This is a genomic window from Vibrio hannami (genome assembly GCF_029589055.1).
GTDB classification, from domain to species: domain Bacteria; phylum Pseudomonadota; class Gammaproteobacteria; order Enterobacterales; family Vibrionaceae; genus Vibrio; species Vibrio hannami.
The window spans coordinates 1,179,617-1,193,047 of record NZ_JARQZP010000007.1 but is presented as its reverse complement, the minus strand read 5'-3'; the positions used below and the strand labels follow the sequence as shown (position 1 = coordinate 1,193,047).

The window sequence follows — 13,431 nt, the reverse complement described above, 5'->3', positions numbered from 1 at the left end:
ACGTAAAATAATGAGCCTAATTTCGAAAACAGTGAAACGAGTACTATCCGGAACGGCGGTAGCGGCATTAGCGTGTTCAGCGTTAGTCGCTACATCAGTTTCGGCGGCAGATAAAGTATATCGCCTGAAGTTAGCCGAAACCTGGGGACCAAACTTTCCAGTTTTTGGTGATGCTACAAAGAACATGGCAGCAATGGCTGAAAAAATGTCTAACGGACGCCTTCAGATCCGTATTGACTCAGCGAATAAACACAAAGCGCCGTTAGGTGTATTTGATATGGTGAAATCTGGTCAGTACGATATGGGCCATTCAGGTTCTTATTACTGGAAGGGTAAGGTGCCTAACACGCTTTATTTCACCTCTATGCCTTTTGGCATGACACCGTCAGAGCAGTATGCCTGGTTCTATCACGGTGGAGGAATGGAATTGATGGAGAAGGTGTATTCTCCTCATAACTTGCTTTCTTTCCCTGGTGGTAACACGGATATCCAGATGGGTGGTTGGTTTCAAAAAGAGATCAATACAGTTGATGATCTGAAGGGCCTGAAGATGCGTATACCAGGATTCGCTGGTGAAGTATTGGCTGAGCTTGGCGCAAAACCTACCAATATTGCACCGGGAGAGCTATATACTGCACTGGAGCGTGGTACGATTGACGCGTTAGAGTGGGTTGGCCCTTCTCTTGATTTGCGCATGGGCTTCCACAAGATTGCACCATATTACTACACTGGCTGGCATGAGCCGGGATCAGAGCTTCAATTCCTGGTAAACAAGCGCACCTGGAATCGCCTACCAGAAGACTTGCAAGAAATTCTACGCATAGCGATGAGAACAGCTGCTTATGATATGTACACTCAAGCAACGCATGAAAGTGGTAAGAACTGGGTATCTATCAAAACTGAATATCCAAATGTTGAGGTGAAAGACTTCCCACCAGCAGTAATGAAGGCGATGAAAGATGCCAATGCAAAACTGTTGGCAGAGCACGCTGCAAAGGATCCTTTGACCAAAGAAATTCAGGAATCTCAATCGAATTATCTTAAGCAGGTACGCTCCTGGACGGACATTTCACACCGTGCTTATCTGAACAGTCAGGTGGCGGAATAACTATTCACTAAATTACAAATAATAAGGCTGGACTTATATAGTCCAGCCAATTAAATTTAGAGTTCTTATTCGATATCGTTATCGAAACTTTTCAAATAATTATCTTACTTTTAGTTCCATGGAGTTCGGAATGAGAAGCCTTATCTACTTAGAACGAGGGCTGAATAAATTTGGCGATGTACTTGGGTGGTTATCCAGTATGTTGTTTATTCTGCTACTTGCCAACGTTGTTTACGATGTTGTTATGCGTTACGCCTTTAATGATGTATCTATCGCCTTTCAGGAAATGGAATGGCACCTTTTTTCAGCGGTATTTTTGTTAGGCGTTCCTTATGCGATTCGCTCTGCAGGGCATGTCCGTGTTGATATTTTTTACGAGCGCCTTTCAGTTAAAGCGCGTTCCGTCATTGATATTCTAGGCACTCTCTTTTTCCTGTTCCCATTTTGTTTACTGGTAGCCTGGTTTGGTATTGATTTCGCAAAAGAGAGCTTCGAGCTTGGTGAAACCTCTGGTGACCCAGGCGGCTTACCTTATCGATGGATCATCAAAGCGATGATTCCAGTCTCGTTTACTTTTATGGCAATTAGTGGATTGGGTATGTTGCTTCATTCAATAAACAACATCGTTAACCCAAGACACTCTATGCACGGTATCGATAATCATCCGGGGAACGAGCTATGATCGGAATTGTAATGTTTTTTGTAGCCCTGTTCGCCTTGTTACTTGGCTTTCCGGTGGCATTTACTTTTGGTGGCATAGCATTGCTGTTTGGCGTCTGGGCGGAAGGTCCGGAAATGTTCGCCTTTATGCCGTACCGAATTCAATCCATCATGGAAAATACCGTACTGATGGCTGTACCACTGTTTGTTTTCATGGGGCTTGTACTTCAGAAAACCAAATTGGCAGAGCAGTTGCTTGAGTCGATGGGGCGCTTATTTGGTACGGTTCGTGGTGGTATTGCGATTTCAACCGTATTAGTTGGTGCCTTGTTAGCTGCGTCTACCGGTGTGGTTGGCGCGTCAGTGGTTGCGATGGGTCTTATCTCGCTTCCTGTGATGCTCAAGTATAACTACAACAAAGGATTAGCCTGCGGAACAATCTGTGCTTCAGGTACGTTAGGGCAAATCATTCCACCTTCTATTGTTCTGATTCTTCTTGGTGATGTACTTGGTGTACCGGTCGGGGATCTTTTCCAGGCGGCGGTGTGGCCTGGTGTCGTTCTTGTGGGCGCGTATGTCCTGTATATTCTTATATACGCCAAACTTAACCCGGAAGCGGCTCAACCCATCGAACGTGATGAATCCATCTCCAGAAGTGAGGAAGTGATTACAGCGCTTAAAGCTGTAATTCCTCCGCTTGCACTGATCATCGTGGTACTTGGTTCTATTTTTGCGGGTGTAGCAACGCCAACGGAATCAGCGGCGCTAGGTGGTGCTGGTGCAATTGTACTTTCATTCCTATATCGCTCTTTCAGTTTCCATATGGTTTATGACGCAGCGAAAGAGACGGTAAAAGTGACCGCAATGGTATTTGCCATTTTGCTAGGTGCAACCGCATTCTCGATGGCGTTTACCTATACTGGTGGTGATCTGCTTGTTGAAGAGTGGATGTTAGAGATCCCTGGAGAAAAATGGGGCTTCCTGATCGTTGTGATGTTGGTGATATTGATTCTAGGGTTCTTCATCGACTTCGTTGAAATCTGTTTTATCATCGTGCCGATTATCGCGCCGGTTGCTGAACTAATGGGAATCGACATGGTTTGGTTTGCGATTCTGATAGCGATGAACCTTCAGACCTCCTTCCTGACTCCGCCATTTGGATTTAGTTTGTTCTACCTGAAAGGGGTAGCACCGAAAGGTGTCACGACAGGGGATATATATAGAGGTGTGATGCCGTTTATTGCTATCCAGGTAGCGGTTCTGGCAACACTTTTGGTCTTCCCGGGATTTTTCGGAATGTGATCGAAGTCTTGAATGGTTACAGTTTGATTTCAATAAAGATATCAACTTGTTAATATTAGGGCGTCGTTAAGGCGCCCTTTTTTGTGTTGGTAGCTTATGCCTCTTAAATTAAAGCTTATTCTTCTTACTCTTATTCCACTGATTATGGTTAGCGCCAGTATCGGCTGGATATCTATTTATCAGGCGCAACAGCTTGGTTCTAATGAAATAAAAGTGTTCCGCGAAAACCTGATTAAATCCAGAGAAGCCGCTTTGCAAGATAGTGTCAGGATCGCTATGAGTGCTATTAAACCGGTTTATCAGAACGCAGGTGAAAACGATGCAGAGGCACAAAAGCAGGTAAAACGTATTCTCCACGAGCTGAGGTACGGAGAAGATGGTTATTTTTTTGTTTATGACCAAACGGGCACTAACCTTGTTCACCCAATACTGCCAGATTTGGCTGGACAGAACCTTATCGATCTTCAGGATGAAGAAGGAGATTTCCTGATAGAGGCTTTGTTATATAAGGCGCAAAAAGGAGGGGGCTTTCATGAATATCTTTGGCAGAAGCCATCAACCGACGAAACAGTATTAAAACTGAGCTATGTCGAATGGCTGGATAAATGGGACTGGATGATCGGAACCGGTATCTACATCGAGGATATCCGGGAAGAAGTATCACAAATTCAAAGTCTGGTTAACGTCAATATAGAGACAACCTTCTTTTCCGTTGTGACCATTCTCGCCGTTACCGTTGCTGTCATTATTGTTTTGACCTTGGCTGTTAATCTCCATGAGCACCGCATTGCGGATAACAACTTAAAAGAGCTGGCGCATAAAACCGTGATGTTTCAGGAGGACGAGAAGAAACACCTTGCACGTGAACTGCACGATGGAATTAACCAGCTATTGGTATCGAGTAAGTGTCACCTTGAACTGTTGGCAAGGAAGTTAAAAGACAGAAATTGCTCAGACGAACTTTACGAACATATTGAGAAATCGGAGCAATCCATGATCACTGCGATAAATGAAGTCCGGCATATTTCTCATAACCTAAGACCGAGTGCGTTGGATGATATTGGCCTTGAAGCGGCATTAACGACGTTGATCAATGATTTCAGGCTACATGCCAATTTTGAGATCGATGCCATTTTAGATACTGAACCTGGAAAACTGAAATCAGAAGCAGCAACGACTCTGTACAGAGTTACGCAAGAATCTCTGACTAATATAGAGAAACACGCTAATGCCAGCAAAGTCACAGTGGTACTAAAGCGAGATGGGCAACATGCTCCAGCTTATGATTCAGGATGATGGCGTCGGCTTTAACGACACCGATATAGCGAATAAAAAGGGCATTGGCCTGAGAAATATGCGTGAACGAGTTGAGTTTATTGGCGGTGACTTTGAGCTGACTAGTGAACAACATTATGGTACCGAAATAGCGGTACTGCTAAACCTGGATGGACAGATGTTATGGAAAAACCGATAAGCGTTGTCATTGTTGATGACCATCAAGTGGTATTGGAAGGGTTTATTGCTCGCTTGCAGCTCGAACCGGAGATTGAGGTCGTAGCGACTGCATCGAATGGATTGAAGCCATCGATGTTATCAAGCAACACCAACCTGATGTCGTTTTGATGGATATCAGTATGCCCATTATGAATGGTATCGACGCAACAAAATTGCTTAAAGAAGAGTTACCTGATGTAAAGGTGTTGATGTTAACCATGCATGACAATCGCGAGTACATTATGCAGGTGATGCAGGCTGGAGCGGTTGGTTACATGCTGAAAGAAATTACCGCCGAGAAGATGGTTCAAGCAATCAAAACAGTTAACCATGGCTCTACCTACTTCTGTGAAACGACTACGCAAACCTTGTTCACTGAACAAGTCGTTCCTGTAGCCCAGAAACGTAACCCACTAAGTCGTCGGGAAGAAGCGATATTGAAGTTAGTTGCACAGGGTAGCAGCAGTAAAAAAATCGCTAATATTCTGGATATCAGCTATCGGACTGTAGAAACCCATCGACAGAATATAAAACACAAACTTGACCTTCATTCCACTGCGGAATTAGCAAGGTACGCGATTGAACAGGGCATGATGGAGTGATAATACGGCTTAAAAGTGTTAACATGGTCACTGTTCTGTAAATTTAAATCCAGCAAAGAGAACGAAAGTTCTCTTTTTTGTATCGCTGGAACCAACACAAGGTGTGTATTTTGACTAAAGGGATCGATAAGTACAGTATCGATAGTACCGACTACACGGTTGGACAAGATAATGTGCAAAAGTGGGGCTTCGATGTCCACAACCCAGTATTTGGCTTAAGTGCCGGTATCATGGTTCTTCTTATTGCGGTGTTAGTCGTTATGGACGCAAACACGGCCAAATCAGCGTTAGACAGTATTAAATGGAGCATCATCAATCAGTTTGATGATCTGTTTATGTGGTCTGGCAACCTCTTCTTATTCTTCTGTATTGCGCTAGTTGTGTCACCTTTCGGCAAAATCCGCATTGGTGGGGCAGAGGCAAAGCCTGATTTCTCTAACCTTTCCTGGATGGCGATGCTATTTGCTGCCGGTATGGGTATCGGCCTTCTGTTTTGGGGGTTGCGGAACCAATGGCATACTTTACCGGATGGTATGAAACACCACTGGGAGTAGAAGCTTATTCAGAAGAAGCGATCAAAGTAGCATTGGGCGCAACGCTATACCACTGGGGTTTTAATGCATGGGCAATGTATGCCGTTGTCGCGCTATCATTAGCGTTTTTTGCTTATAACAAGGGCCTACCGCTTTCTATCCGTTCAATTTTCTATCCAATTCTTGGTGATAGGGCATGGGGGTGGTTTGGACATGTGATCGATATTCTGGCTGTGCTGGCTACAATTTTTGGCTTAGCGCCTTCACTCGGGTTAGGTGCACAGCAAATCACATCGGGCATTAATTATGTGTTCGGTACCGATGGCGGCCTGATGACACAAATGATCATCATCGTTTTTGTAACCGCTTTAGCTACATTCTCCGTGTATCGGGGGCTTGAGGGTGGCGTTAAGCTTATCAGTAACATCAACATCATCGTTGCTGCTGCACTACTCTTGTTTGTTATCTTTGTAACTATCGATACCAGCCCTCAGTATATGATGCTTACCGCGATGGGCTATATCGAAAACTTTATTCCGCTTAGCAATCCATACGGTCGTGAAGATGAGCTTTGGATGCATGGATGGACGGTATTCTACTGGGCATGGTGGATTTCATGGTCACCATTTGTGGGAATGTTTATCGCACGCGTTTCTAAAGGGCGTACTATCCGGGAGTTTATTATCGCGGTAATCATTGTTCCTACATTGGTAACGCTAGTATGGATGGGTACATTTGGTGGTGTCGCAATCGATCAGGTGTTCAACAAGATTGGTGAGTTAGGAGCACATGGTTTGAGTGATGTAAGCCTGGCGCTGTTCCATCTGTATGATTCGCTTCCGATGAGTACCGTGATTTCTATTTTGTCGATGGTACTTATTATGGTGTTCTTCGTTACGTCTTCCGATTCTGGTTCACTTGTCATCGACAGCATTACCGCTGGTGGTAAAGTGGATAATCCGGTCCCGCAACGTGTGTTCTGGGCGGTAATCGAAGGTGCTATCGCAGCGGTTCTTCTATATATCGGTGGTGCCGAAGCCCTGCAGGCACTTCAGGCAGGTGTTATAGCAACCGCATTGCCGTTTACTGTGGTGCTTATACTCATGTGTATAAGCTTGACGATGGGGCTTAGTACTGAACCAAGAAGCGAATATCGATAACGACAACGTTTCGCACAGATAAGTCAAAAAAGCAGCTTAGTTCTTTAAGCTGCTTTTTACTTTCACTCGGTCACATTTGCGTTTTAACCTCTAGAAACTCGGTAAACGCAGCCCAGGATTTTTTATCCGCATCTTCTCTATATCTTGGTGAACCAAACACGGTAAATGCGTGTGGAGCACCGCTGTATGTGATCATTTCATGAGGCACTTTGTTTTCTTCCAACTCTACAGCAAGTTGTGCGAAGTCAGCCATCGATATCGCGGTATCTGCTGTGCCATGAAGAATAAGTACTGGTGCTTTGGTATTTGCATGACTTTGCCCTTCAGGAGTCTTAAGACCACCATGAAATGATACAAAGCCTTGAGCATCCATACCTGCACGAGCAGACTCAAGTACTGCCGCTCCGCCAAAACAGTATCCCATCACTACGGTGTTATCTAAATCACCACCAAGTTTCCCTGCTTGTGCTAATCCACCATTCATTAACGCCTGAAGCTTCTGTCGATCTTTATACAGCTCGCCAGTATGCTGACGCTTATCTTCATTCTTGGTTGGTCTTATACCTTTACCAAAAAGGTCTACTGCAAACACGTTATAACCCAAGTCATTGAGCATCTTGGCGCGCTTTTCTTCGTATTCAGTTAACCCATCCCAATCATGAACAAGGAGGACTAACGGAGCATTATCCTTTGCTTTTGACCAGTACCCCTCGTAAGCTTCTCCGTTGACTTGATAAGTGATGTTTTCGCCGGCAATAGAGGTAGCACTAGTGAACATCGTTGCTAGTGCTAATCCCATGAGCTTCTTTTTCATAATTCTTCCTTAAATATCCAATTTTGAACGACTGCTCTAAAATAGTAATACATTTATACGGAAAGTAATGAAATTAGATCATGAAATTTTTCTATCAGCTTAATCGATAAAAGAGTTCACCTAACCCCACAGTTCTTTGATTGGTATATCTGGCGAGTAGTGGTGTGCAACTTGTGCCTGAAGCAGTTCTGCGGTAGCGATTGCATCGGTTAACGCGTGGTGAGGAGGGTAGGCTGGCAAACCATAACGTTTTCTGCTACTACCAAGACGAACAGATTCGGGCTTTTTGCCTTTTAATTGATTGATGATGCCTTTTACCTGTTTGTGCTGAATGGCGGTTTCAATCTCTAGTGTATCGACCAAAGGAAATAAAATGCCTTCGCCGATACGGTCTTTAAGAGCCTTATCCAGAAAATATCGTTCAATTTTCTTGTAATGAACAACAACTATCTTTCCTGCTAGTGCTTCAAGCACTTCTTCCAGTACTCGCGTAAGGTCAGGTGCGTCTACAATATCGCTGTGTGTAATACCGTGTATCACGACAGAGTTTTCTTCCAGAGGTCGGTTTGGATTAACGATCCAGTGTTTCTTTTGTCGAAGAAAGATTCTGCTAAGAGTAAAGGGGACAAGTCCAATACTCACGATATCTTCTTTTTGCGGATCAAGGCCTGTAGTTTCGAAATCCAAAGCAACAAACTCCACTTCGGAAAGTGGTGTTTCAGGTGATATTACACCTTGCTGATAAAAACGGATTAGGCGATCGTCACTGGCTTGCTCTAACGCTTTGCTGAAATAGTTCGGCCAGCTGATAGCCGATTTTTTGTTGAATAGCTTTATCATGATTAACTAAACTTATTGCTTGCCTGATAACGGAATTTCAGAAAGTTCTGCGCGTTACTTAGTATCTGAAAGGCATCTTTTAGGTTGCGTCTTTCAAAATCAGAGATATTGTCCGGTTCTATATTGTTGTCTGGCTCTATACCGTTTTCTACATCTATTCCCTGATGACGGATTCGTACCATGGAGATAAATTCCATCGCGTCTCGCAAATCCTGAGCGCGACCTTTTGGAAGAATGCCAGCTTCTTCAATATCATCCAGACGTTCGAATGAATTTTGGGAGCGTGAGCCAACAGCTAACGCGTGCACTCGAATTAGATCTGCTAGTGGTGCGGTTCCGCGCCTTTTCAGGTTGATGGAGTTCTTATGCTGACCATCCTTCTCCATTACAAAGCTCTTAAAGAATCCAAGCGGTGGCGTTCTATTTAGTGCATTACGTGCCAGGCACGCAAGGAAGCGGTTATTTTTTCGGGCACGGCGAACGATAAAACTATTAAGTTGCTCGGCCCATTTTAAACGGCCATAAACACCGTCCAGGTCGAAAAAGATCGAGCTATTCAGCAAAGCTTTTGGATTAGGGTCATCAATCCAGTCAGAGAAACAGGCTTCCCACTCTCTACGTGTCATACGCCAGATCGGGTTTGTCGCCATAATGTCGCCTGTACAATAGTTGTACCCGCATTCATTTAATCCATCGCAGACAAACTTAGACAATTTTGCAAAGTATTGATCGTGTTTCTCTTTATCAAAGCTGTCGTCAAGAATAATGGCGTTATCTTGATCGGTAACCAATAGCTGTTCGTCACGAGCCATAGAGCCAAGCGCCAGGAAACAATATGGGACAGGTGGCGCTCCAAGCTCTTCCTCTGCCAACTCAATAATTCGTTGTTTAAAACTTCTTCCAATTACCGACATAGCACTACCGACCATATGCGAGTTAGCATCTTCGTTGATAAGCCGAACAAAGCTATTCTGAACTTGTTCTGACACGGCTTTTAACTCTTCGATAGAGGTCTGCAGGAATATCGTATTCACAAGCAATAACGAGTTTTGCGATTCATATCGTACGATATCAGCAGATTCAAGTACCCCGATAGGGACCTTGTTTTTCATGATTGGTAGGTGATGTACGTTATAGCGCAACATGGTTAGCATTGCCTCGTATACGTAGGCGTTGTGATCTAAAGGAATAACTTCAACAGTCATCACTTCGGAAACATGTTCTTGTGGATCCAGACCTTCTGCAAGGACTCGAGTGCAGAGATCGCGGTCGGTAACAATGCCCACTAACTGACTGTCGTCGTCTTCTGGCTCGATCTCTGGATCGTAAATAAGAAGAGAGGATACTGCCTCTTCAGCCATCATTTTTGCGGCGTTTTGGATAGACTCGTTTTTTGGGATATGGCATGGCGGCCTGGTGATCAGGGTGGTTACTTTAGACGTAGTGAGGTCATTGGCATCGTTATTCATGGATACCGCTTGTCTTAGTCGAGCGGTGTTTTCTACCTCTACAAAATCCGCAAAATTATCGAAGTTGTCGTATAAATCATGAAAGATGGTTTCTGGAATACAGTAGAGTAGGGTGTCTTCGGTTGCTTTTGCAGGGAAGCGGACTTTGTTATTGGTCATCAAACCCATTTGCCCGAATATGTCACCTTCATCAAGCCGGTTATATAACTCACCACTTCGTCGATAAATTTCTACAACGCCACTTCTGACCATATAAAGGTCGTGGATGTGATCGCCAAAATGGATGATTGGCGTGTCTGCCCGATAGTAGGATATTTCTATGTTTCGAGTGATCTCTTCCAAGGTTTCTTCAGGAAGATCTGTAAAAGGTGCAAATTGCGTTATGAAAGTTTGAATCTCGGTGAGTTCCGCGTCCATAGTTCTTACCGTATGTTAAAGCGTAGGGGTAATGGTACATGATCTGTAGAGATTTACCTAAGTAACTGAATTTTTTGTTAGGAAGCTAAATGTAAAAAGCCAGCTCACAGGAGCTGGCTTGACAGTCTTAGGTTTCTCGAACGCTTACAGAACCGCTGCAATACCTTTACATAGAGGGCCCATGTTCGCTTTGGTCATACCTGCAACACTGATACGGCCAGAACCAACGATATAGATACCAAACTCGCTCTTAAGTTTCTCTACCTGATCTTTTGTCAGGCCAGAGAATGAGAACATGCCATTCTGGCGCTCGATAAAGCTAAAGTCAGCTTCAACACCCTCTGCTTTCAGTGTTGATACGAACAATTCGCGCATCTCTTTGATACGAACACGCATCTCAGCTACTTCTGCTTCCCACTCTGCACGCAGTTCTGGGTTGTTCAGAATGTGCGTAACAACCGCACTACCGTGTGCTGGTGGGTTAGAGTAGATAGATCGGATGATTGCTTTTACCTGAGAGAATGCAGTTATAGCTGTATCCTGGTCTTCTGCGACCAGAGTGAACGCACCTACACGCTCGTTGTACAGGCCAAAGTTTTTAGAGAACGAGCTAGCGATCAACATCTCTTTGTTGTATTCAGCAAAGATGCGTAGGCCTTTTGCGTCTTCTTCAACACCTGTTGCAAAACCCTGGTAGGCGAAATCGAACAGAGGAAGCAGTGATTTCTCAGCACACAGCTTAGCCAGGATTTCCCACTCTTCTGGAGTAGGGTCGATACCTGTTGGGTTGTGGCAGCATCCATGAAGAAGAATTACGTCACCTGGCTGCGCATTTTGCAGGTCAGCAACCATTGCATCGAAATCTTTTTCTTTAGTCTCTGCGTTGTAGTAGGTGTACTGTAGCGTCTCTAGACCAGCAGCAGTGAAAACACCATTGTGGTTAGCCCAGGTAGGGTTACTCATCCAAAGTCTTGGAGCGCCCAGCTGGCGTTTAATAAATTCGCCTGCTACACGAAGTGCACCAGTACCGCCAGGAGCTTGTGCAGTTTTAGCACGCTTTGATGCTACGATTTCTGCATCTTCGCCAAACAGTAGTTTCTGTACAGCAAGACCGTATTCTGCTGTACCTTCGATGGTCAGGTAAGATTTGGTTTTTTCTGTTTCTAAAAGTGCTGCTTCTGCTTTTTTAACAGTAGCCAGAACAGGAGTAGTTCCTTGCTCATCTTTATAGATGCCAGCGCCAAGGTTGATTTTTTCAGCGCGAGGGTCTTTTTTAAATGCCTCAGTAAGGCCCATGATAGGATCTGCCGGAGCAGCAGCGACTTTTTCAAACATAATACATTCATCCATGTGTTAGTAACGGTAACTTTGGTATTTATACCTGCATGAGCAGTTTGTGACAACCGTTAAAAAAGACAAAAGTTGAAATTATTTTGTTTTGGAAGGCAATCATGACTTAAGTCAGTTATTTACTAACTTAAGTCACCGTGGAAATGGGTAAAAATAATTAAGAACTTTAAATTCACGCTGTTGATGGGTCTTATAATAAAGGCTCTGTTTTATCCTTATGCTTATCAGCTATCGCTATAAAGCTTGATTCGACAGATAGAAACGCCTGAACAACTGCCGGGTCAAAATGGGTGCCTGAACCTTCTAAGATGATCTCTTTTGCCTTTTCGTGGCTAAATGCAGGTTTATATACCCTTTTCGAGATTAACGCATCGTAAACATCAGCTAAAGCCATTAAACGACCGGATAATGGGATGTCATCACCTGAAAGTTTGTTTGGATAGCCTGAACCGTCCCACTTTTCATGGTGGGTTAAAGCTATCTCTCTGGCTAATCTTAAAAACGAGCTACTTCCCAGTTGTTTTTCCGCTACAGATAGCGCTTCAGCACCGATGTTTGGATGCTGTTTCATAGTATCGAACTCTTCGTCGGTTAGTTTTCCAGGCTTAAGGAGAACGCTGTCGGGAATACCTACTTTACCAACATCATGCAGGGGGGCCGATTTGTACAACAGATCAATATAGTTTTCCGTAAGCAGATCCTGATGTTTTTCGTTGGTAGAGAGGTTTTCTGCAAGTGCTTTTACATACTCCTGAGTTCTAAGAATATGCGCGCCAGTTTCGTTATCACGAGACTCTGCTAATGCTGACAAACCTACAATCGCGGCATCACGAGTTATTTCAAGTTCGCCCTGGCTCTCCTCTAAGGAATCCAGCATGTCATTGGTCATGCTTGCAACTGCACCAAGCTCGTCGTTGGAATAGACAGGCAGTCGCTCTGAAATCTGGCCAGAGGTCACTTGCTCTAGAGCGGTTTCATGACCGGCAAGGATTCGCTTCATTAAGGTACTCCATAACGTCATGATTAGTATGGAGTAACCAATTAACACAGCGGAGATATAGATAAACTCTTTGATGATACTGATTTGACCCGAACCATCGGTCACGTACATAGGATTATGCATTAACCAATAAACGTCTTTTACAGCGATCATCGTTAGGGTGACAGTGAGAGAAATAAGCAACACCAGCACCAAGGTGATGGCCTGTTTTACCATTGACTGGCGCGTACCCTGAACAACCTGAGAGGTGAGTGAGTTGTTTTCTATCTCATCAAGGGCGACTATTTTAGATTTTAACTCCAGAACAAACCCTGTCAGAAAACCAAAGATGGTCATTCCAAACAAAACCTTAGCATTGCTATCTGCTGGAAACTCATAAACCAGTGAGTAGTAGAGGGCAAAAGGAATGCTCATCGCGAAAAACAAAGCGCTATCTAATTTTGCAAGGCTGGAGAAACCGAAGAACTTGCCTTTGATTGAAGCGTAATGTCTTATCAAAAATAGTAAGGTGAAGACGCTTCCTGTCTGTATCATTATGTCGCCATAAGTAAGCGTTTCCAGAAAAGGACAAACCCTACCACCATACGTGCCATATAAAACCGCGGCGATCAGATAAAACAGAAAGGTTTGTGACGCATTGTATTTCATTTTTATCATGTTTGCTTGCCTAGAGCGGATGAGC

At 44.1% G+C, this 13,431-nt stretch carries 8 protein-coding genes and 3 pseudogenes; 6 read left to right on the top strand and 5 right to left on the bottom strand.

What is annotated here, in order from left to right:
• Positions 1-10 precede the first annotated feature (10 nt).
• The 6 genes and pseudogenes from P7F88_RS19885 to P7F88_RS19860 all read left to right on the top strand — a co-directional run bounded on the left by P7F88_RS19885 (position 11) and on the right by P7F88_RS19860 (position 6,859).
• Positions 11-1,108, top strand: a complete 1,098-nt coding sequence (locus tag P7F88_RS19885) for a TRAP transporter substrate-binding protein (RefSeq protein WP_277827603.1) — start codon at positions 11-13, stop codon at positions 1,106-1,108.
• 130 nt (positions 1,109-1,238) lie between these two features.
• Positions 1,239-1,790 carry a TRAP transporter small permease subunit gene (locus P7F88_RS19880; protein WP_277827601.1) on the top strand — a complete coding sequence of 184 codons (552 nt, stop codon included), beginning with the start codon at positions 1,239-1,241 and terminating at the stop codon, positions 1,788-1,790.
• Positions 1,787-3,070 carry a TRAP transporter large permease gene (locus P7F88_RS19875; protein ID WP_277827599.1) on the top strand — a complete coding sequence of 428 codons (1,284 nt, stop codon included), beginning with the start codon at positions 1,787-1,789 and terminating at the stop codon, positions 3,068-3,070. Before P7F88_RS19880 ends, P7F88_RS19875 begins: the two co-directional genes overlap by 4 nt.
• Positions 3,071-3,166: 96 nt before the next feature.
• A pseudogene (locus P7F88_RS19870) lies at positions 3,167-4,544 on the top strand (cache domain-containing protein).
• Positions 4,529-5,166 (top strand): annotated as a pseudogene (locus tag P7F88_RS19865) (response regulator). Before P7F88_RS19870 ends, P7F88_RS19865 begins: the two co-directional pseudogenes overlap by 16 nt.
• 110 nt (positions 5,167-5,276) lie before the next feature.
• Positions 5,277-6,859, top strand: a pseudogene (locus tag P7F88_RS19860) (BCCT family transporter).
• Between the two features lie 70 nt (positions 6,860-6,929).
• Here P7F88_RS19860 and P7F88_RS19855 read toward each other — a convergent pair.
• The 5 genes from P7F88_RS19855 to P7F88_RS19835 all read right to left on the bottom strand — a co-directional run bounded on the left by P7F88_RS19855 (position 6,930) and on the right by P7F88_RS19835 (position 13,406).
• On the bottom strand, positions 6,930-7,673 hold the full coding sequence (locus tag P7F88_RS19855) for a dienelactone hydrolase family protein (RefSeq protein WP_277827597.1): 744 nt from the start codon (positions 7,671-7,673) through the stop codon (positions 6,930-6,932).
• A gap of 120 nt (positions 7,674-7,793) precedes the next feature.
• Positions 7,794-8,513: a 3'-5' exonuclease gene (locus P7F88_RS19850; RefSeq protein WP_277827595.1), complete on the bottom strand. Its 720-nt coding sequence runs from the start codon at positions 8,511-8,513 to the stop codon at positions 7,794-7,796.
• Positions 8,514-8,515: 2 nt separating this feature from the next.
• Entirely contained in the window at positions 8,516-10,399 is a 1,884-nt protein-coding gene (locus P7F88_RS19845) for a DUF294 nucleotidyltransferase-like domain-containing protein (protein ID WP_277827593.1), read from the bottom strand.
• A gap of 144 nt (positions 10,400-10,543) precedes the next feature.
• Positions 10,544-11,734 (bottom strand): amino acid aminotransferase, encoded by a 1,191-nt coding sequence (locus P7F88_RS19840; protein ID WP_277827591.1) that lies wholly within the window; start codon positions 11,732-11,734, stop codon positions 10,544-10,546.
• Positions 11,735-11,939: 205 nt separating this feature from the next.
• Positions 11,940-13,406 (bottom strand): HD domain-containing phosphohydrolase, encoded by a 1,467-nt coding sequence (locus P7F88_RS19835; RefSeq protein ID WP_277827589.1) that lies wholly within the window; start codon positions 13,404-13,406, stop codon positions 11,940-11,942.
• Positions 13,407-13,431: the final 25 nt, after the last annotated feature.

Excerpts from the sequence above, each read along its gene's own strand:
- P7F88_RS19840 (WP_277827591.1), bottom strand. The coding sequence starts at position 11,734 with ATGTTTGAAAAAGTCGCTGCTGCTCCGGCAGATCCTATCATGGGCCTT.
- P7F88_RS19850 (WP_277827595.1), bottom strand. The coding sequence starts at position 8,513 with ATGATAAAGCTATTCAACAAAAAATCGGCTATCAGCTGGCCGAACTAT.
- P7F88_RS19845 (WP_277827593.1), bottom strand. The coding sequence starts at position 10,399 with ATGGACGCGGAACTCACCGAGATTCAAACTTTCATAACGCAATTTGCA.
- P7F88_RS19885 (WP_277827603.1), top strand. The coding sequence starts at position 11 with ATGAGCCTAATTTCGAAAACAGTGAAACGAGTACTATCCGGAACGGCG.
- P7F88_RS19875 (WP_277827599.1), top strand. The coding sequence starts at position 1,787 with ATGATCGGAATTGTAATGTTTTTTGTAGCCCTGTTCGCCTTGTTACTT.
- P7F88_RS19855 (WP_277827597.1), bottom strand. The coding sequence starts at position 7,673 with ATGAAAAAGAAGCTCATGGGATTAGCACTAGCAACGATGTTCACTAGT.
- P7F88_RS19880 (WP_277827601.1), top strand. The coding sequence starts at position 1,239 with ATGAGAAGCCTTATCTACTTAGAACGAGGGCTGAATAAATTTGGCGAT.
- P7F88_RS19835 (WP_277827589.1), bottom strand. The coding sequence starts at position 13,406 with ATGATAAAAATGAAATACAATGCGTCACAAACCTTTCTGTTTTATCTG.